Source organism: Mesorhizobium sp. M1338, assembly GCF_040318045.1.
GTDB lineage: Bacteria > Pseudomonadota > Alphaproteobacteria > Rhizobiales > Rhizobiaceae > Mesorhizobium.
On sequence record NZ_JAMYLL010000002.1, the window covers coordinates 198,699 to 218,916 of the forward strand.

The 20,218-nt window shown below is 63.4% G+C and carries 19 protein-coding genes; 10 read left to right on the forward strand and 9 right to left on the reverse strand.

All coding sequences use genetic code 11. From position 1 onward, the window contains the following. Positions 1-5: 5 nt before the first annotated feature. Both NKH19_RS02925 and NKH19_RS02930 read right to left on the reverse strand, forming a co-directional pair. Positions 6-845: an amidohydrolase family protein gene (locus tag NKH19_RS02925; RefSeq protein ID WP_352981731.1), complete on the reverse strand. Its 840-nt coding sequence runs from the start codon at positions 843-845 to the stop codon at positions 6-8. Positions 846-910: 65 nt separating this feature from the next. Then, the gene (locus NKH19_RS02930; protein WP_352981732.1) at positions 911-1,696 is read right to left on the reverse strand and encodes an IclR family transcriptional regulator; all 786 of its coding nucleotides are present in this window, start codon (positions 1,694-1,696) and stop codon (positions 911-913) included. A gap of 169 nt (positions 1,697-1,865) precedes the next feature. On the opposite strand from NKH19_RS02930, the gene NKH19_RS02935 reads away from it, so the two are divergent. The 8 genes from NKH19_RS02935 (at position 1,866) to NKH19_RS02970 (ending at position 9,170) form a co-directional block, all read left to right on the forward strand. After that, complete coding sequence (locus NKH19_RS02935) at positions 1,866-3,185, forward strand: ABC transporter substrate-binding protein (protein ID WP_352968646.1); 1,320 nt, start codon at positions 1,866-1,868, stop codon at positions 3,183-3,185. A gap of 139 nt (positions 3,186-3,324) precedes the next feature. Further along, a complete protein-coding gene (locus NKH19_RS02940; RefSeq protein WP_352981733.1) occupies positions 3,325-4,221 on the forward strand; it encodes a carbohydrate ABC transporter permease in 897 nt (298 codons plus the stop codon). Positions 4,222-4,223: 2 nt separating this feature from the next. Then, positions 4,224-5,090 (forward strand): carbohydrate ABC transporter permease, encoded by an 867-nt coding sequence (locus tag NKH19_RS02945; protein WP_352981734.1) that lies wholly within the window; start codon positions 4,224-4,226, stop codon positions 5,088-5,090. A 4-nt stretch (positions 5,091-5,094) separates the two neighbouring features. Continuing rightward, positions 5,095-6,192 carry an ABC transporter ATP-binding protein gene (locus NKH19_RS02950; RefSeq protein ID WP_352981735.1) on the forward strand — a complete coding sequence of 366 codons (1,098 nt, stop codon included), beginning with the start codon at positions 5,095-5,097 and terminating at the stop codon, positions 6,190-6,192. Positions 6,193-6,197: 5 nt separating this feature from the next. Next, the gene (locus NKH19_RS02955; RefSeq protein ID WP_352981736.1) at positions 6,198-7,310 is read left to right on the forward strand and encodes a mandelate racemase/muconate lactonizing enzyme family protein; all 1,113 of its coding nucleotides are present in this window, start codon (positions 6,198-6,200) and stop codon (positions 7,308-7,310) included. Between the two features lie 9 nt (positions 7,311-7,319). Beyond that, a complete protein-coding gene (locus NKH19_RS02960) occupies positions 7,320-7,649 on the forward strand; it encodes an L-rhamnose mutarotase (protein WP_352981737.1) in 330 nt (109 codons plus the stop codon). Beyond that, positions 7,642-8,718 (forward strand): Gfo/Idh/MocA family protein, encoded by a 1,077-nt coding sequence (locus NKH19_RS02965; protein ID WP_352981738.1) that lies wholly within the window; start codon positions 7,642-7,644, stop codon positions 8,716-8,718. Before NKH19_RS02960 ends, NKH19_RS02965 begins: the two co-directional genes overlap by 8 nt. Beyond that, a complete protein-coding gene (locus NKH19_RS02970; protein ID WP_352981873.1) occupies positions 8,715-9,170 on the forward strand; it encodes a MaoC/PaaZ C-terminal domain-containing protein in 456 nt (151 codons plus the stop codon). Before NKH19_RS02965 ends, NKH19_RS02970 begins: the two co-directional genes overlap by 4 nt. Before the next feature lie 148 nt (positions 9,171-9,318). Here NKH19_RS02970 and NKH19_RS02975 read toward each other — a convergent pair whose 3' ends face one another. The 7 genes from NKH19_RS02975 to NKH19_RS03005 form a co-directional block, all read right to left on the reverse strand. Next, positions 9,319-11,004 (reverse strand): SWIM zinc finger family protein, encoded by a 1,686-nt coding sequence (locus NKH19_RS02975; RefSeq protein WP_352981739.1) that lies wholly within the window; start codon positions 11,002-11,004, stop codon positions 9,319-9,321. After that, positions 11,001-11,396 carry a DUF3024 domain-containing protein gene (locus NKH19_RS02980; protein ID WP_352981740.1) on the reverse strand — a complete coding sequence of 132 codons (396 nt, stop codon included), beginning with the start codon at positions 11,394-11,396 and terminating at the stop codon, positions 11,001-11,003. Before NKH19_RS02980 ends, NKH19_RS02975 begins: the two co-directional genes overlap by 4 nt. 203 nt (positions 11,397-11,599) lie before the next feature. Then, entirely contained in the window at positions 11,600-12,496 is an 897-nt protein-coding gene (locus NKH19_RS02985; RefSeq protein WP_352981741.1) for a dihydrodipicolinate synthase family protein, read from the reverse strand. A 28-nt stretch (positions 12,497-12,524) separates the two neighbouring features. Beyond that, on the reverse strand, positions 12,525-14,600 hold the full coding sequence (locus NKH19_RS02990; RefSeq protein WP_352981742.1) for a dipeptide ABC transporter ATP-binding protein: 2,076 nt from the start codon (positions 14,598-14,600) through the stop codon (positions 12,525-12,527). Beyond that, the gene (gene opp4C, locus NKH19_RS02995) at positions 14,597-15,505 is read right to left on the reverse strand and encodes an oligopeptide ABC transporter permease (protein WP_352981743.1); all 909 of its coding nucleotides are present in this window, start codon (positions 15,503-15,505) and stop codon (positions 14,597-14,599) included. The genes NKH19_RS02990 and opp4C overlap by 4 nt, the downstream gene beginning before the upstream one ends. Next, positions 15,498-16,454 (reverse strand): ABC transporter permease, encoded by a 957-nt coding sequence (locus NKH19_RS03000; RefSeq protein ID WP_352981744.1) that lies wholly within the window; start codon positions 16,452-16,454, stop codon positions 15,498-15,500. The genes opp4C and NKH19_RS03000 overlap by 8 nt, the downstream gene beginning before the upstream one ends. A gap of 95 nt (positions 16,455-16,549) precedes the next feature. After that, positions 16,550-18,151, reverse strand: coding sequence for an ABC transporter substrate-binding protein (locus tag NKH19_RS03005; protein ID WP_352981745.1), 1,602 nt, complete (start codon positions 18,149-18,151; stop codon positions 16,550-16,552). Positions 18,152-18,343: 192 nt separating this feature from the next. Between NKH19_RS03005 and nanR the strand changes: the two genes are divergently transcribed. Further along, complete coding sequence (gene nanR / locus NKH19_RS03010) at positions 18,344-19,030, forward strand: transcriptional regulator NanR (RefSeq protein ID WP_352981874.1); 687 nt, start codon at positions 18,344-18,346, stop codon at positions 19,028-19,030. Positions 19,031-19,390: 360 nt separating this feature from the next. Then, positions 19,391-20,218 carry a phosphogluconate dehydrogenase C-terminal domain-containing protein gene (locus NKH19_RS03015; RefSeq protein WP_352655965.1) on the forward strand — a complete coding sequence of 276 codons (828 nt, stop codon included), beginning with the start codon at positions 19,391-19,393 and terminating at the stop codon, positions 20,216-20,218.

A 20,218-nucleotide genomic window follows, 5' to 3' on the forward strand; every position in this document is an offset into this window, starting at 1 on the left:
CCCGCCTAGACAAGCCGCCACAGCTTGCGGGCATTCGCGGACAACAGCCCGTCGCGCTCCGCAATGCTGCAGCCGGAAAGCAGCGCATGGGTCGCCGCCACCCAGGTCGACAAGCCGCCGCCGAGCGTGCAGACTGGCCAATCGCTGCCCCAGACGACACGATCCCAGCCGAATGAATTGATGGTGTGCTCGACATAGGGGCGCAGCGTCTCGGCCGTCCAGCTGCCGGGATCGGCATAGGCGACGACACCGGAAATCTTGGCCATGATATTCGGGCGCCGCGCGATCTCGCTCATGTGCTCGCGCCACGGATGCTCGGCTCCGCCCTTGATGTCGGGCACGCTGCAATGGTCGAGGACGAACGTCACATCGGGCGCCAGGTCAGCAAGCGCGATCGCCTTCGGGATCTGGTGCGGCAGCACGACAAGATCGAAGGTCAGGCCGGTGCCGCCAAGCCGCTTGATGTTGTCGCGAAACAGCGCGCCTTCCGAGAGATCGTCGGGCATGACGTGGAGAACACGGCGGAAGCCTTTGACGAACGGGTTTGCTTGCTGCCGTTCGAGATAGGCCGGAAAATCCGCCTCTTCGGGCCGGCAGGACGCGATCACCCCGGCCAGCATGCTGCCGGGTTGCCGTGACAGCCCTTCGACACGAGCGGTCTCGGCCTCGATGTCGGCCGGATCGACATCGACCTCCATATGCAGCACGCGCTCGACGCCGACGCGCTGCGCCTCCACGGCGTAATCCTCGTAGGAGAAATCGAGGTTGAGCGCCGGCACGCCTGACAGCCAGGGATAGCGCAGGGCCGAGCGATCGATGAGATGCAGATGGGTGTCGATGATCATGGCTGGCTCCTCCTCGCGGCTGTTTCAGATCATCTCACGGAGGAATTCTTCATTCAAATAAGAATTCACGCCGATGAGCCGACGGCAGAGCCGGCGAGGTGCGACAGCTTTTCACAAGTTGCCAGCAACAGCTCGATCGTCCGGGTGATGTCGGGTGCCGACGGCGCGTTGACCACGGTGATGTAGGGAATCGATAGCGCGGCGATCGCCTTGCCATCGGAACCGCGGACCGGAGCGGACAGGTTGAAGACCCCGGCGGTCTGCATCGAGGCCATCATCTCGTAACCGCGGTCGCGGATCTGGTCGAGCCGGGTGAAGAACTCGGCCGACTGCGCCGTCTTGTCGGTGCTGCGGACGTGTTCCGAGATCATCATCCGACGCTCTTCCGGTGAACGAAAGGCGAGCAGCACATGTCCCGAACCGGTGTCGAACAGGCTGATGTGCGAGCCGACCCGGATCGAAATCCCCCAGTAGTTCGGTGCCTCCTGCTGGGCGATGACCACGGCGGAACCGCGATCAAAAACAACAAGTTGGTTGGCCTGCTGCGAAGTCTCGGCCAGCTCGCGCATCAGCGGCGTCGCGTAGGAAACCAGCCGCCGTACCGGAGCGTGCAATTGCGCCAGGCCGAACAGCTTCAGCGTCAGCGAATAGCGGTCGCCGTCGAGCCTGGTGACGTAACCGCGCCTCACCAGCCGGTCGAGCATGCGGTAGAATTCGTTGGGGCTGCGGTCGAGCTTCTTGGCGATTTCAGCCTGCGTCAGGCCACCGTCGACGCCAGCCAGCAGTTCGAGGATATCGAGCCCCTTGTCGAGCGCCGGCGCGCGGTAGCGCTCGTCTTCGCCGTCGTCCATGGCTCGTCCCTCCAGTGAATTTCACCCTTCATATACGCAGGAACACGCTTGGCGGAAACAATTTTCGTCTTGACGTATCCGTGAATGTTTTGTTTGTATATGAATGTAGCACTTCTTGTCATCAGACGAGTTGCGGTCGCCGCCGAGGCGGCACCAAGGGAGGATACCAATGAACAGACTGCTTTCCGGCGTGTCCGCCGGCGCATTGATGCTTGCATTAAGTGCAGGCGCTGCCCTTGCCGGCGACCTGCCCGGCAAATTCGAAGGTGTGACTGTCGACGTGAAGCTGATCGGCGGCCAGCAATATGAAAAACTCTACGAGCGCATTCCCGAATGGGAGAAGGCGACCGGCGCCAAGGTCAACATCCTGACCAAGAAGAACGGCTTCGACATCGACAAGGAGCTCAAGTCCGACATCGCTTCGGGCAGCACCAATTGGTGCGTCGGCTGGAACCATTCGTCCTTCGCGCCGCAATATACGAGCCTCTACACCGACCTCGGCAAATTGCTGCCCAAGGAAGAGATCGACGCCTTCGTGCCTTCGACGATCACGTCGGCAACCATCGACGGCAAGCTGGAGATGCTACCGCGCGCGCAATTCGACGTTTCGGCGCTCTACTACCAGAAGAGCCTCTACGAGAACGCCGACAACAAGACCAAGTTCAAGGCGAAATACGGCTATGACCTGGTGCCGCCGGACACCTGGAAGGAAGTCACCGACCAGGCCGAGTTCTTCGCCAACCCGCCCAATTTCTACGGCACCCAGTTCGCGGGCAAGGAAGAGGCTATCAACGGCCGCTTCTACGAGATGGTTATCGCCGAAGGTGGCGAATATCTCGACAAGGACGGCAAGCCGGTCTTCAATTCCGAGGCCGGCATCCGGGCGCTCGACTGGTTCGTCAACCTCTACAAGGCGAAGGCCGTGCCTGCCGGAACCACCAACTACCTGTGGGACGATCTCGGCCAGGGCTTTGCCTCGGGCACCGTCGCCATCAACCTCGACTGGCCGGGCTGGGCTGGCTTCTTCAACGATCCGAAATCGTCGAAGGTCGCCGGCAATGTCGGCGTCAAGGTCGCGCCGAAGGGTTCCTCGGGCAAGCGCACCGGCTGGTCCGGTTTCCATGGCTTCTCGGTGACCGAGAACTGCCCCAACAAGGAGGCTGCGGCTTCGCTGGTGTGGTGGCTGACCAACGAGGACAGCCAGAAGCTCGAGGCCGCCGCCGGTCCGTTGCCGACCCGCACCGCGGTCTGGGACTGGGACCTGAAGCAGGCCGAAAGCGATCCCTACAAGAAGGAGGTTCTTACCGCCTTCCAGGAAGAGGCCAAGCACGCCTTTGCCGTGCCGCAGACGCCTGAGTGGATCGAGATTTCCAACGCCGTCTATCCCGAACTGCAGGCGGCGATCCTCGGCGACAAGACGTCCAAGCAGGCACTGGATGAAGCCGCCGCCAAGGCGACGCAAATCCTCCAGGACGCAGGCAAGCTCTAGTAACGGCTCCCAAGGCTGCCTCCCCCATCAGCATGGGGGAGGCGATCGCGCCTTTACCGGGCAAGAGCGCTGGCCGACCTATGGTGACCCTTAGCTGCTCTTGGCTCCGTTGATACTTCAGTTCACCTCAAGGATTCCGATGAAGGGCTTCAAGCCATCCGCGCCATTCCTGCTGCTGCTTCCGGCTGGCATCGTGCTGGCGGCGGTCGTCGTCGTGCCGTTGCTGTTGTCCCTCTACTCCAGCTTCACGCCTTTTCGCTTGATCAAGCCCGAGACATTCTACGTCTTCATCGGCTTCAGGAACTATCTCTCGATCCTGTCCAACACCGATTTCTGGTGGGCGTTCGGCCGCACGGTGCTGCTACTGACCATCGCGCTCAATCTCGAAATGCTGCTTGGCCTCGGCCTTGCGATGCTGGTCGAAAAGGCAACGCGCGGCCAGCGTATCCTGCGCACGCTGATGATGTTCCCGATGATGTTCTCGCCGATCCTCGTCGGCTTCCAGTTCAAGTTCATGTTCAACGACAATATCGGCCTCGTGAACAACGCCCTGCAGTCGCTCGGCATCACGCAGGACGCCATACCCTGGCTGATCGAGGGCCATCTCGCCTTCATCGCCATTTCGATCGCCGAGATCTGGTCGTCGACCGCGATCTTCGCCATCCTGATTCTCGCCGGGCTGCTCGCCATGCCCAAGGAGCCGATCGAGGCGGCGCGGGTCGACGGCTGCACGCCGTGGCAAACTTTCCGCTATGTGACGTGGCCGTTCATCATGCCCTTCGCCTACATCGCCATGACCATCCGTTCGCTCGACGTCGCGCGCGCCTATGACATCGTCAAGATCATGACCGACGGCGGACCGGCGGGCCGCACCGAACTGCTTTGGACGCTGGTCGCGCGCACCGCCTACAGCGACGGGCGCATGGGCATGGCCAACGCCATGGCCTATTTCTCGATCCTGCTGTCGATCGCCTTCACCGTCTATTTCTTCAACAAGCTCGCCGCGGCGCGCACGCAGATCGGTGCTGAGTGGTGAGAATGGACGAGAATTCTTCCGCCCGCCTCAAGCGACGGCTGTTGGGCATCATCTATCGCATCGGCCTGTTCCTGGCGATGCTGACCATCTGCCTGCCTGGCATGTGGATCGTCCTCTCGTCGCTGCGGCCGGCGGTCGAGATCATGGCCAAGCCACCGGTGTGGATCCCGCGGGAGATTTCATTCGATGCCTATGTCGCGATGTTCTCGGGCATCGGCAAGGGCGGCATCCCTGTCATCGAATATTTCCGCAACTCGCTGATCATCTCGGTGACCTCGACCATCATAGCGGTCGCCATCGGCATGGCCGGCGGCTATGCCTTCGCGCGCTACCGCTTCCGCGGAAAGTCGAGCGTCTTCCTCGGTCTGATGCTGACCCGCACGGTCCCCGGCATCGCGCTGTCGCTGCCGCTGTTCTTCCTCTATGTGCGGCTTGGCATCATCGACACGCATTTCGGGCTGATCCTAGCCTATGTCGCGCTCAACGTGCCGTTCACCATCTGGCTGATCGACGGTTTCTTCCGCCAGGTGCCCAAGGACCTCGCGGAGGCGGCACAGATCGATGGCTGTACGCGCTGGCAAGCCTTCTGGCAGGTCGAATTCCCGCTCGCCGGACCGGGCATCGCGTCGGCCGCGATCTTCGCCTTCCTGACCTGCTGGAACGAGTTCGCGCTGGCCTCGCAGCTGACCCGCTCGGTAAGCGCCAAGACGCTGCCAGTCGGCCTGCTCGATTACACCGCCGAGTTCACCATCGACTGGCGCGGCATGTGCGCGCTGGCCGTGGTGATGATCATTCCGGCGCTCACCCTCACCTACATCGTCCAGAAACACCTTGTCGGCGGCCTGACCTCCGGCGCGGTGAAAGGCTGATCCAATGGCAACCGTTACCCTCACCAAGCTGACCAAGCGCTACGGCAATATCGGGATCGTGCACGGCATCGATCTCGATATCGCCGACCGCGAATTCATCGCGCTGGTCGGCCCATCCGGCTGCGGCAAATCGACGACGCTGCGCATGATCGCCGGACTGGAGGAGATCAGCGCCGGCTCGATCGAGATCGGCGGGCGCGTCGTCAACGATCTGCCGCCGCGCTCGCGCAACATCTCGATGGTGTTCCAGTCCTACGCGCTCTATCCGCACATGACGGTGCGCGAGAATCTCGGCTTCTCCCTGAAGATCGCGAATGCGGCCAAGGAAGACATGGAGCGCCGCGTCGCCGAGGCCTCTGCCATCCTCGGCCTCGACACGCTACTCGACCGACGCCCGTCGCAACTGTCCGGTGGCCAGCGCCAGCGCGTCGCCATGGGCCGCGCCATCGTGCGCGACCCCGATGTGTTCCTGTTCGATGAGCCGCTTTCCAACCTCGACGCCAAATTGCGCACGCAGATGCGCACCGAGATCAAGAAGCTGCATGCCAAGGTGCGGTCGACGGTGATCTACGTCACCCACGACCAGGTCGAGGCAATGACGCTTGCCGACCGCATCGTCATCATGCGCGACGGCCATATCGAACAGGTCGGCACGCCCGACGAAGTGTTCCGGCGCCCGGCGACGCGCTTTGTCGCCGGCTTCATCGGCTCGCCGCCGATGAACCTGCACGAGGCGACGATCGATGACGGCCAGATGGTTTTCGCCAGCGGCGAAAAGCTCCCGCTACCCGGCCAGTTCAAGGCCAATGTCGCGGCCGGCGACAGGGTCGTGTTCGGATTGCGGCCGGACGACATCTATCCGACCGGACACGGCATCAGCTCCGGGGGTGCGGCCGACGTCCACCAGATCGAACTGCCGATCACGGTCACCGAACCGCTCGGCAACGAGACGCTGGTGTTCGTCGAATTCAACGGCACCGACTGGGTTTCGCGCATGCTGAACCCGAGGCCATTGAGGCCGGGCGAGCGGGTGGCCATGAGCCTCGACATGTCGCAGGCGCATCTGTTTGCCACCGAGACCGGAAAGACATTGCGGAGCTGATCGGCATGGCCAAGATCGAGAGAGTCGAACTGCGAATGGTGGACCTTGTGCCCAAGGTCAAGCGCACCGACGCCATCCAGAACTTCGTCAGCCAGGAAACGCCGATCGTCACGATCACCGATTCCGACGGCGCGGTCGGCACCGGCTACAGCTACACGATCGGCACCGGCGGCTCGTCGGTGATGCGGCTCCTCTCCGACCATCTGGTGCCACGCCTGATCGGCCGCGACCCCGACATGATTGAGGCGATCTGGCACGATCTCGAATTCGCCACCCATGCCACCACCATCGGGGCGATCACGGCCATCGCCATCGCGGCGATCGATACCGCTCTGTGGGATCTGCGGGCCAAGAAGCAGAACCTGCCGCTGTGGAAGCTGGCTGGCGGCGCCAAGGACCGCTGCCCGCTCTACACGACCGAAGGCGGGTGGCTGCACATCGAGACGCAGGCGCTGGTCGACGACGCGCTGGCCGCCAAGGCCAAGGGATTTCGCGGCTCGAAAGTGAAGATCGGCAGGCCGCACGGTTCGGAGGATCTTGCCCGCCTGTCGGCGGTGCGCAAGGCGGTCGGCGATGGCTACGAGATCATGACCGACGCCAATCAGGGTTTCTCGGTCGACGAGGCGATCCGGCGAGCGGCGAGGCTGCGCGAACTCGACCTCGCCTGGATCGAGGAGCCGCTGCCGGCCGACGACATCGATGGGCATGTGCGGCTGTCGAACTCGACGCCGACGCCGATCGCCATCGGAGAGTCGCTCTATTCCATCCGCCATTTCCGCGAATATATGCAGAAAGGCGCCTGTTCGATCGTGCAGGTCGATGTCGGCCGCATCGGTGGCATTACGCCCTGGCTCAAGATTGCGCACGCGGCGGAGGCCTTCGACATTCCGGTCTGCCCGCATTTCCTGATGGAACTGCATGTCAGCCTGACCTGCGCTGTTCAGAACGGCAGATATGTCGAGTACATTCCGCAGCTCGACCAGTTGACCGGCAAGCACATGCGCATCGAAGATGGCCAGGCGGTGGCGCCGGACGAGCCGGGCATCGGCATCGACTGGGACTGGGACGCGGTCAAGGCCATGAGCATCGCCGAATTCACCACGGTGATCACGAAATAGGAGACGGGCATGCAGCGGATGGGGATGGTTCTGGGGCTGAAGCCGGAAAAAGTCGAGGAGTATGTCCGCCTGCACGCCGCCGTCTGGCCCGACGTGCTGACCATGATCTCGGCCTGCAGCATCAAGAACTATTCGATCTACCTGAAGCGGCCGGAGAACCTGCTGTTCAGCACCTTCGAGTACCATGGCACCGACTACGAAGCCGACATGGCCAAAATGGCGGCCGACCCCAGGACACAGGAATGGTGGGCGGTCTGCATGCCTTGCCAGGAACCGCTGGCGACGCGCAAGCAAGGCGAATGGTGGGCTGAGATGGACGAGGTCTTCCATCATGACTGAAAGCGGTTTCGACCCTGCCTCACTCGTCCAATCCTGGCCCAACCCCTCGAAGCCCCGGCCGATCGTCACTTTCGGCGCCGGGTCGATCGTCGGTGACGCGCATTTTCCCGCCTACCGTAAAGCCGGCTTCCCGGTCGCCGGGCTTTACGATCCCGATCACGCCAAAGCGGAAAAGCTTGCCAGCCAATGGGGCGTGACGGCCTTTCGCACACCCGAGGAAGCGGCCGCCGTCGAGGGTGCGATCTTCGACCTAGCGACGCCGCCCACCCGCCATGCCGATGTGCTGAAAGCATTACCCGACGGCGCCGTGGCGCTGATCCAGAAGCCGATGGGCAGCAGCCTTGCCGAGGCAACCGCAATCCTCGAGATCTGCCGTTCCAAGAAGCTGCAGGCCGCAGTGAATTTCCAGGGGCGCTTCGCACCGATGATGCTGGCGCTGAAGGATGCCATCGCCAAGGGCTGGCTCGGCGAGATCGTCGACTTCGATGCCTGGCTGGCGCTGGCGACACCGTGGGAGCTGTGGGAGTTCCTGCTCAAGGCACCGCGCGTCGAGATCGCCATGCACTCGATCCACTATCTCGACCTGATCCGGCAGCTGCTCGGCGACCCGCGCGGCGTGCACGCCAAGACGCTCGGCCACCCCAACCATAAGGTGGCGCAGACGCGCACCAGCGCCATTCTCGACTATGGCGACACCGTGCGCTGCGCGCTGTCGATCAACCACGACCACAAGTTTGGTCGCCGGCACCAAGCCTCCGAGTTCCGCATCTGCGGCACCGAGGGCGCGGCCTATCTCAAGCTTGGCCTCAACCTCGACTATCCGCGCGGCGAAGCGGAGGTGCTGGAGATCTACCCGAAGGGCGGAACGGATTGGGTCGCGGTGCCATTGGCCGGAGCATGGTTCCCCGACGCCTTCGTCGGCCGCATGGCCAATGTCCAGCGCTATGCAGCGGGCGAGGACGCAACGCTGATCAGCCCGGTCGAAGATGCCTGGAGCACCATGGCGCTGGTCGAGGCCGCGTATCAGTCGAGTGCGGCACCGGCGACGCCGATCGCGGAAAGGCCCTGATGGAACAGATCCAGTATTTCGAGGACTATGAGATCGGCTCGTCCCGCCTTACCAGCGGCCGCACCATCACCGAAACCGACTTCATCGTCCATGCCGGCCACACCGGCGATTTCTTCCCGCATCATATGGACGCGGAGTTCATGAAGACGACGCCGTTCGGCCAGCGCATCGCCCACGGCACGCTCGTGTTCTCGGTCGGCATCGGCCTGACGGCAACCATCGTCAACCCTGTCGCCTTTTCATACGGCTATGACCGGCTGCGCTTCATCAAGCCGGTGTTCATCGGCGACACGATCCGCACGCGCACCACCATCGCGGCCAAGGAAGACGATCCGAAGCGGCCAGGTTCAGGACGGGTGATCGAGCGCTGCGAGGTGATCAACCAGCGCGGCGAAGTGGTGCTCGCGGCCGACCACATCTACATCGTCGAACGCAGGCCAGCGCGGGGCTGAGACTCTCGAATCAAGCCAGAGTGCCAGATCGAGATCGCTGCATTCATGCCAGACCTCGATCCGTTCGCGCCGGAATTCGCTGAAGCGTGGCACCTCTTTCCAAAGCGGCTTCGCGACGGAGCCGATAACGGCCACCGCGCGCCGCATGTCAGGCCAACAGTTTCATGAAATTGCGCTTGCGGCCGAAGCGGGCCTTCACATCCGCCAGATACGCGGCATGTTCGGACGCGTCGCGCAGACCGGCCATACGGCCGATCAGGGCCGCCGCTTCGGCATAGGCGCCGTTACCGCCAAACTGGGCCAGTTGGTTGACGCGTTCCGCATAGATCTCCAGCGCCTCGCGCGGATGCGTGGCTTCACTGGCCTTGGCGAGCTTTTCCTTCAGCCCCTCGGAAGCGCCATGTGCGCGCGTGTTCGCCCACGCCAAATCAAACTGCTTCTCCTCAATCAGGATGCTGATGAGCAGATCGGCCGGATAATGCCAAGCGGATGGCTTCTCGCGCGCCAGTCTGGATTGGAGACGCTCGATTGCGCGATCGCGCGCCTCTTTGCCACCCGAATTGCACAGCCGTTGATACAGGTCCAGGCCCGGCGCCTTCTCAAATGCGCGCCACAGATGCGCTTCAGCGTCCGCATCGCGACCGGCTGCGGTCAGCAGGTCGACTGCAAAGAAAACGAGCCGCTCGTCGGGCCGATCGTCCTCGAACATCCACAGGCCATCCTCGGCCCAGCGCAAAGCCTCTTCCGCACGACCTTGCGAGAGGCAGAATTTGGCGATTTGCAGATAGGCTTGCTGAGAGGACAGGTGTTTGGCGCGAAGCGCGATGCGCGCCTCGACGTCACCATCGCGTTCGGCAAAGAAGTCGAGGATTTCCTGGAGCCTGAAATGGTCCCCAGACAGTACGTGACCCGCCCGGTTCTTGCCGGCGGTTGCGGGCAGTTCATTCCAGGCTTCGGTGGCCAGGCGGCGGTATTCGGCCAATCCTTCCTCGCCGAGGATATCGCCATAGCGCCCAGCCGCGCCAGCAAAGGTGTCGTAGTCACCGTTCATCTCGCGTGCGAACAGGTCACGCGCCAGGGACAAGGGTTCGCAAGTCGCCTCCAAGGCAGCGTTGCAGTGAATTTCGCATGCCCGGTCGAGAAGTGGGGCGCAACGGCCGTCGGAATCGTCCATGTCCTCAATGGCGCCCTCGATCCGATCGATGGCTCGCATAGCGAGCCGCATAACGACGCCCGCATGCTTGCTCGAGACCGAAGCGATCACATCGAGCGCCTCGTCCACGCCTTGGGCCCAGTCGGGCGCCTCGCGGTAATCTATGAAACCCTTCGTGGCGGTTGCTTCGTCGATCATCTTGCCGAGGCGCGCCTCGATGGTCGCCTCGTCGCCGTCTTGTGTAGCCAGCGTGGTCATTTCCAGCCTACGCAACAGGATAGGATCGCGCTCGACGACATCCATGATCATATCGACAAGCTCGACCTTGTCCTTGCCTTCCAGATGTTTGCGTATACGCGTGAACACATCGATGCTTTGCGCTTCCGTGTCGCTGCCCATCGCGTTTGCCGCCAGCGCTGTTGCCACCAAATGCTTGCAATAGCCCCAATCCCCGAAGGCGCGGCAGGAACATGTGCCGTCGACAGACTCTGCACGCCCCATCAGCTCAACGCGATAGTCCTCCGTGCCGGCAACCTGCGCCAGCACGCGCTTCGGCCCGACGGTGAGCAGTTGCACCAGCCCGTCACGCCAGTAGGCCTCGCCGCGCAAGTACACCTTGGTGCCGACAAGGTCGCGCAGGGCATCGACATCGAAACGGGGTCGACTGTTCTTGCGGTTCATAGTGGCGGCTGGAGCCTCGAGTCAGCCGAAATGAGACGCAGGGCCTCGTCCAACGCAACGGTCGCATGCAGCCGCCACCATGCTCCGGTGTGCCTGTGCCACATGAGGTCGAACCGGGTCTCGGCGAGATGCTCCTCCACATGGTCGAGCCGGGCGAAGGGAGCGTTGAATTCTTCACCGTCATCCGAACGGTAGCGCGCGGAGAAACCGTATTTGCTTCCTCGCCACTTGCCGAAAATGTCTAGCGGATGGTCGAGCCGATTCGGCCGGCCGTGGATGAACCGTGGCTTCAGAACATCGGCGATGAAACGCTCGCAGTCGGCGGCGATGGCCAGCTTCTCGCCAGATGAAAGCTCTTTGACCCACACCCGTCGTGTTTCCAGCTTCGCCATCGCAATCTTTCCGCGCCCTCTGCCGCCAAGAGCGCTGCGGAGCAGCCCTTAGCCATTTGGCTATCGCCGTTCATGATAATCGACCGATCCGGTGAGGCAATCCTTTCGAACGCAAAACGCCTCCGGATTTGCGGGAACCGCCCGATGGCAAGCGCAATATGTCTTCTCGCATTCGGCGGTTGCGGATCTTTCAGCCGCCACCGTCACGCCAGCCACTCTTTCACCGCCGGGCGGGCGAGAACCGCGCGCATCCGGTCCTCGGCGTCGGCGACGGCCAGTGCCATCGGCGCGCGGGTCGCGCCGCATTCGACACCAATGACGCGGAAGGCCGCTTTCATGCCCGGCAGGACGCCGGTTTCCAGCAGCACCTCGACGAAGTCCCGCGACACCATCTGCAGCATTTTCGCCCGTGCCAAATCGCCGACGCGGATCGCCTGATCTACTGCCACGTACAGCCGGCCGAGCAGATTGTAGGTGGTGCCGATGCCGCCATCGGTGCCGAGCATGCCGGCGGCGGCATAGATCTCGTCGAAGCCGTAGTAGAACAGTTTTTGCGGCTGCCGCTTGCGCAGCAGCGAATATTTGAACAGGTCGGTGGAGGTGTATTTGATGCCGATGACATTGCGCAGATCGAGCAGCCGGACCAGCAGGTTGAGCGGCAGCGGCCGGCCGGTGCGCAAAGGGATTTCGTAGACGATCAGCGGCAGGTCCGTCGCCGCCGCCAGCGCCTGGTAGTAGCCAAAGATCTCCTCGTCGGAGAATGGATAGGAATGCGGCGGCAGCGCCGACAGTGCGTGATAGCCAAGCTTTTGCGCCTGCCGCGCCAGCCGGATGGAATCGCGCAGGTTCGGCATGCCGACATGGGCGATCAGCCTGGTGCCGGTGCCTGCCGCGCCGGCGAAGACAACTTCTTGCTGGGCCAGCAATTCATCCACCGTCAGCAGGCCGGATTCGCCGCTGCTGCCGCCGACATAAAGCCCGGTCAGACCCTGGCGCAGGACATAGTCGGTGATGTTGCGCTGGCGCTGCGGATCGAACTCGCCGGCGTCGCTCAGTCCGGTCATCAAGGCAGCATACATGCCCGCCAATTCCTTGGTCATTTAGGGATCCTCGGTCTTTCCAGGGGAGTCATTGGGTGGCCTCGCCTGCATGATGGCAGGCGACGAGATGCTGGCCAGAAATGGATGAGCCGAAATCGCGCACCTGCGGCTCCATCTTGGTGCAGATGTCGCTCGCCAGGGGACAGCGCGGATGGAAATGGCAGCCGGCCGGCGGCTTCGACGGATCGGGCACGCCGCCGCCCAGCACGATACGCCGGCGTGTGCCGCCGGCTTTGGGGTCCGGCACCGGGATCGCGGACAGCAACGCTCTTGTGTAGGGATGCAGCGGACTGCCGAACACCACTGCCGTGGTGCCGATCTCGACGATCCGGCCCAGATACATCACCGCGACGCGGTCGCTGAGATAGCGGATCATCGACAAATCATGGCCGATGAACAGATAGGTCAGGCCGAGGCGCGCCTTGAGGTCATCGAGCAGATTGACAATCTGCGCCTGGATGGAGACGTCGAGGGCCGAGATCGGCTCGTCGGCGATGATGAACTTCGGATTAGCCGCCAGCGCACGGGCAATGCCGACGCGCTGGCGCTGGCCGCCGGAGAGTTCGAACGGGTAGCGGTTGCGCAGCACCTCCCGCAAGCCGACCAGCGCCAGCAATTCACTGACGCGAGCGTCGCGCGTCGCCCGGGTGCCGATCTTCTGCGCGCGCAGCCCCTCGCCGATGATGCGCCCGACGGTCATGCGTGGATTGAGCGAGCCGAAAGGGTTCTGGAAAACCATCTGCATATCGCGGCGGCGCTGCTTGAGCTGTTCGCCTGTCGCGCCGGCATAGTCCCTGCCCTCGAAGACGATGCTGCCGGCGCTCGGGCGCTCGAGCCCCAGCACGGCGCGGCCGGTCGTCGACTTGCCGCAGCCGCTTTCACCGACCAGCGCCAGAGTCTCGCCGCGCAGCACCGCGAAGCTCACCCCGTCGACAGCATGCACCGCGCCGACTTGCCGCCTGAGAACACCGCGCCGGATGGGGAAATGCACCTTGAGATCGGAGACGATAAGCAGCGGTTCTTGCTTGGGCGCCGCAGAGGATGCCACGCTTGGTGCGGCCATCGGCGCACGCTGCAATCGCGCCACCTCCCGCCAGCGCCAGCAAGCGGTGGCATGGCCGGCGCTAACCGCTTCCAGCGGCGGCTTCTGTTCGCGGCAGCGCGCCTCGGCATGATCGCAGCGCGGCGCGAAGGCGCAGAAGGTCGGCGGCAGCGTGACGTTGGGTGGCGCGCCCTTGATCGGCACCAGCCTGGTGTTTGCCGCCGTCAGCGACGGAATCGAATTCAACAGGCCGATCGTGTAGGGATGCGTCGTCGCCGAAAACAGCTCATCGACCGGCGCGCATTCGACGATCGAGCCCGCATACATCACCGCGACGCGGTCGACGAAACCGGCGACCAGGCTGAGGTCATGGCTGATCCAGACGATCGCCATGCCGAGCTGCTTTTGCAGGCGCACGACCAACTCGACGATCTGTGCCTGAATGGTCACATCGAGGGCCGTGGTCGGCTCGTCGGCGATCAGGATCGACGGCTTGCAGACCAGCGCCATGGCGATGCCGACGCGCTGCAATTGCCCGCCGGAGAACTGGTGCGGAAAGGCGCGCATGCGTTGCGGCCCGTTGGCGATGCCGACCAGCGCCAGCATGTCGAGCGCCTGGCGCTCCGCCTCGGCCTCATTCAACCCCTGGTGTTCGCGCAGCGCCTCGGTCAGTTGCAGGCCGATGGTCAGCACCGGGTTCAGAGACGACATCGGGTCTTGGAAGATCATCGCGATGTCGCGGCCGCGGATCTGGCGCAGCTCGCTGTCGGGCATGGCCAGAAGATCGCGGCCACGAAACAGCGCGCGACCTTGGGTGACGCGGCCGGGCGGCTTGCGGATCAGCCCCATCAGGGTCTGCACGGTGACCGACTTGCCGGAGCCGCTCTCGCCGACGATCGCCAGCGACTCGCCTTCGGCAAGCTCGAAGGAGACGTCGTTGACGGCATAGACGGAATTGCCTTTGGGACCGAACTCGACGCTCAGCCCTTGTACGGAAAGCACTGCTTGCCGCCCGATCCCCTTTGCTGCCCTGCCAACGTTAAGTGTGTCGGTGCCCGTCATTTGGCGCCCCCGCCCATGATGTGCTGCGGGTCGAGCGCGTCACGCAGGCCGTCGCCGACGAAGTTGATGCTGAGCACGGCCATCGCGATCATCGCGCCGGGCGGGACCCACATCCAGGGCTGGCTCTCCAGGATCGACAGTGTGCGGGCATCGCGCAGCATGTTGCCCCAGCTGGCCGCCGGCGCCTGCGCACCGAGGCCAAGGAAGGACAGCGAGGCTTCGAGCAGGATGACGGTGGCGACGTCGAGCGTGATCGCCACCAGGATGGGGCTGAGCACATTGGGCAGGATGTGTTCGAGGATGATAACCGACGGCGAGGTGCCGAGCGAGCGCGCGGCGAGGACGAATTCCTGGTTGCGCAGCGCCAGGATTTCGCCGCGCGTCAGCCGGGCGATGGACGGCCAGCTGAGCAGGCCGATCACCACCATCGTATTGAAGATACTGGGGCCGACCACTGCGACGAAGGCGATGATGATGACGAGGCGGGGGAAGGTCAGCACCATGTCGATCAGGCCCATCAGCAACAGGTCGACCTTGCCGCCGAAATAGCCGGCAACGCAGCCGATGAAGATGCCTATTGCCGCTGAGATCGCGACGGCGACGAAGCCGACCGTCAGCGAGATGCGGCCGCCATAGAGGATGCGGGCAAAGATATCGCGGCCGGTACCGTCGGTGCCCAGCCAATGGATGCCACCCGGCGGCTGGTTGCGGCCGCGCAGGTCGATGTCGTTGGGGCCGTAGTGCGCGATCAGCGGTGCCAGCACGCAGGCGAGCACGATGACGGCAAGCATGATCAGTCCGAGCGTCGCCAGACGGTGGTTGAGGAAACGGCGCGCCGCCTCGGCCCACAGGCCGCGCGAGGCGCCGGAGGCAATCGTCATGTCGGCGGCGGTGACTTCAGTCATAGCTCACCCGCGGGTCGAGCACGCTGTAGGCAAGGTCGGTCGCAAGGTTGGCCAGCATGACGATGATGGCGGTTATAAGCACATAGCCCATGATGACCGGGCTATCCCTGTTGACCACCGCATCGATAAACATCAGGCCGATGCCCGGCCACTGGAAGATCGTCTCGATCACCACCGAGCCGCCGAACAACGTCGGCAAAGTGAGGCCGAAGACAGTGACCAGCGGGATCAACGCGTTGCGCAGACCGTGGCGCATCGTGATCGTGCTTGGCCGCAGGCCCTTGGCCTTGGCGGTGCGCATATAGTCCTGGTTCAGCACTTCGAGCATGCCGGCGCGGGCATAGCGCATGAAGATTGCGGCGCGGAACAAGGCGAGTGCCGCTGCCGGCAGGACCAGGTGCCTGAGATTGTCGAGGAGCGAGAAGCTGTCGCCCGCCGTCGAAATGCCCGACGACGGCAGCCAGCGCAATTCAAGCGCAAAGACGTAGACGAGCAGCAGCCCCATGAAGAAATCCGGAATCGAGACGCCGACAAAGCCGCCCAGCGTCAGCGAATAATCGGTCAGCCTGTATTGCCTGAGCGCCGAGATCACACCCAGCGTGGTGCCGATGAGGAAGGCGACGAGCAGTGCCACACCCATCAGCTCCAGCGTCATCGGCAGGCGCTCGCCGATGATCTCGCCGACGCCGCGACCGTTGACGAAGGAGCGGCCGAGATTGCCGTGCAGGATCTGGCCAATCCAGTTGAGGTATTGGACGTAAAGCGGCTGGTCGAGGCCGAGCTCGCCGCGCCGCATCGCGATCAGCGCCTCGCTCGACGGCGCCTCCGCCGTGATCATCGCCAGCACGGCATCGCCCGGCATGGCGTGCGCGATGGCGAACACGATCACGGTGACGCCGAACAGGACCGGGATGCTGAGCAGCAGTTTGCGCAGGAGATAGCTGAGCACCGGCCTCTCCTATTGCTGAAGGCGGCTGTTGAGGCGGTTGGTCATGAGGGTTCCAGTGCCTCATGACCAACCGATGAGGGCGTCTACGCAGCAGCCTATTTGGCCACTTCCCACTTCTCGACTTCGTTGTAGACCGGGTGGTTGAAGATCACGAGCGGCTGGTCCTTGAAGTGCTGCGCCAGGCCGACGATGCGGTTGTTGAAAGCCAGCGGCCGCACCTCGTTCCACAGCCAGGCCTTGGGCAGCTCCTGGTTGAGGATGCGTGACGCCTCCTGGTAGCTCGCGGCGCGCACCGCGCGGTCGGCCGATTCCAGCCCCTTGTTGAACAGTTCATCGACCTTGGGATTGCAATAGCCCATGCTGAGCGGTTTGGCGCCGCAGACGACGACCGGCGAACCGAGCGAGGGATCGAGCCCCATGCCATTGGCGAAAAAGCCCATCTGGAAGCTGCCGTCGGCGTAGGTCTGGTTGATCGCCGCCGGATCAAGCAGGCGCGGCTGGATGTTGACGCCGACCGCGGCCAGATAGCTCTGGATGGCGGTGACGGTGTCGACGTTCATCTGGTCGGAATAGTAGTAGATGAAATCGACCGGCTGGCTGCCGTCCCAGCCCGCTTCGGTGAGCAATTGCTTGGCCTTGTCGGGATTGTAGTCGTAGGGCTCGAGGTCCTTGGCGCGCGCCCAATCCTGCGGGAACAGTGTGTTCGACAGTTCGCCGGCGCCCTGCTTGACCGTCTCGATGATGGCCTTTCGGTCGAGGGCGTAAAGCATCGCTTGACGCACCCGCACGTCGGCAAAGCGCTTGTTCTCCAGATTGAACTGCAGGTAGGTCGGCAGGCCGGCGGAGAATTTCGGCAGCACCGTCAGATAGTCGAGCTTCTGCAGCCGGGCGAGCTCGGAGATCGGCACGCCACCGCCCTCAAAGGACATGGCGTCGACCTCCTGCGTCTCGAGTGCGGCGATGATCGGCGGCACGTCCTTGTAGATCTGGTAGATGATGCGCTCGAGTTTCGGCGCGCCGAGGAAATAGTCGGGATTGCGGTCGACCTCGACATACTGGTCGCTCTCGTATTTCTTCCAGACGAACGGGCCGGTGCCGACGCGGTTGACCCAGAAAGCGTTGCCCTTGATGTCGCCGGGCGCGACCTTGCCGAGGATGTGTTCGGGAAAGATGCTGATGGCGATAAGCTGCAACTCGACCCAGAGCGGCTTGGCGCTGTCGAGTTCGATCTGGACGGTCGTGTCGTCAAGCGCCTTGACCCCGGCAAGCGAGGAGGCCGAGCCATCCTGGAAAGCCTTGTACCCGGCCACCGCGCCGAGCTTCTGCGCCCAAGGCGAGCCAACCTTGGGATTGGCATAGAGGTTGAGGCTGAACACCACGTCCTTGGCGGTGAAGGGCGATCCGTCATGCCATTTGACGCCGTGGCGCAGGCTGAAGATATAGGTCTTGCCGCTATCGGGCGTCTTCCAGCTTTCGGCCAGCATCGGCTGCACGCCATCGCCCGTCCATTTGATGTGGACCAGTCCCTGCAGCACGGTCTCGTCGAGCCGGTGGCCGCATGTGGTGTGCAGCGTTCCCATCTCGATGCAGCCGGTGCGCATGGCGGAACGGAAGGTGCCGCCTCCCTCGGCCTTGGCGATCACCGCGGCAAACATCAGCGCCAGCGCCGGCACAAGGCTCATCAGCAGTCGTCTCATGGAATTCTCCTCCCGTTGTTTTTCGCCGGCCGAAATCGGGCAATGCCCTGCTCCAGGCCGATTTGCGCGCCAAGCCTCGCCTGTCGCCGACCGCCGCGCCATCGGCCGGCGGCGGCCCTCCAACCCTTCGGTTCCGCAAGTCCTCGCTTGCGGCGACTGGTCTAATAGCTTAAAAGGTAGACCATGCACAATATGCCGGTTCGAAAAAAATTATCCGATGAAGTCCGCTTCCGCCTGGAGGAGATGATCCGCGACGAGGTCTATCCGGTCGGCGCCTCGCTGCCGTCCGAGCGCGACCTGATGTCGATGTTCGATGTCGGCCGTCCCTCGGTGCGCGAAGCTCTGTTTGCGCTGGAGAAAATGGGGCTGGTGCGCATCAACAGCGGCGAGCGGCCGAAGGTGACGCGGCCAACGCCGAAGAACATGCTGGAGCAGTTGACCGGGACGGCGCATCTGTTGATGGACCAGCCCGACGGCATCGGCCATTTCGAGCAGCTGCGACTGTTCCTCGAAGTCTCGATCGCGCGCCATGCCGCCGAGGTGGCGACGCGCGAACAGGTCGATGCGCTTGCGGCGGCACTTGCCGAGAACGAGCGCGCCATCCCGCGCGCCCGCGCCTTCGCCGTCACCGATGTGGCGTTTCACCGGGTGCTGACCGCAATTCCCGGCAACCCGATCTTCCTCGCCGCGCATGAAGCGCTGGTGGAATGGCTGATCAACCAGCGTATCCACATGGCCAACACCGAGATCGAAAACCGCAGGAGCTTTGCCGGCCATAAAGCCGTGTTCGAGGCCATCGAGCGGCACGATCCGGAAGCTGCCGGCCGAGCGATGCGCGAGCATCTGGAGAACGCCCGGCGCAAGTTCAAATCGGGCTAGGCGAAACTGGATTAGGCTCGACCGCCTTCACCCTCAGCTAGCGTCCGTGCTTGACCGCTGGGCCAACAAGCCCGTTGCCCTGATCGACCAACTTCGGCCGCTGGCTCAATCCTTCCTCCCGTAACCGCGTCAGGGCTGCATGCAAGAGACCCAGCGATTGCTCGCCGTGGGTACACGATCCGCACAGCTGAGAGCCGACCGAGCCACAAGCGCGCCGGGGATGCAGCAGTCACGAGAGATCGGCAGTCATACCTGCGCCATTCACCGTTATCGGATTGCCAAGGCATGGTAGTGTGATTATACCAGTTGATAAGTTGACGACGGGCGATACCGTCGGCCGAGATCAGGAGTAGTGACCAGATGACAACGATTGCGCTGTTCGGTGCCGGCGGAAAAATGGGCTACCGCCTGTCGACCAATTTTCGCGGATCGCCCTACACGATACGCCACGTCGAGGTCAGCGAGGCAGGCCGCGAACGGCTGAAGACCGGACTGGGTTTCGATACGGTCAGCGCCGACGAGGCGCTCAAGGGCGCCGATGTCGTGATCCTGGCCGTTCCGGACACGCATATCGGCAAGGTAGCGACCAGCATCGAGAGCAAGCTGGCGCCGGGCACGATGGTAGTGGTGCTCGACGCGGCGGCACCTTTCGCCGGTCACCTGCCGAACCGGCCGGACCTCACCTATTTCGTCACCCACCCCTGCCATCCGCCGATCTTCAATGACGAGACCGACATGGCGGCCAAGAAGGATTATTTCGGCGGCGTCAAGGCCAAGCAGCATATGGTCAGCGCCTTGATGCAGGGACCGGAAGAAGATTACGCCAAGGGCGAGGCGATCGCGAAAATCATCTGGGCGCCGGTCATGCGCTCGCATCGCGTCACCGTCGAACAGATGGCGCTGCTGGAGCCCGGCCTTTCGGAGACGGTATGCGCCTCGCTGTTGGTGGTCATGAAGGAGGCCGTCGACGAGGTCGTGGCACGCGGCGTCGACAAGCAGGCGGCGCTCGACTTCCTGCTCGGCCATATGAACGTGCTCGGCGCCGTCATCTTCGGCGAGACCAAGGGCGTTTTCTCGGACGCCTGCAACAAGGCGATCGAATTCGGCAAGCCGGTGCTGATGCGTGACGACTGGAAACGCGTGTTCGAGCCGGAAGAGATCGCCGCCAGCATTCAGCGCATCACCTGA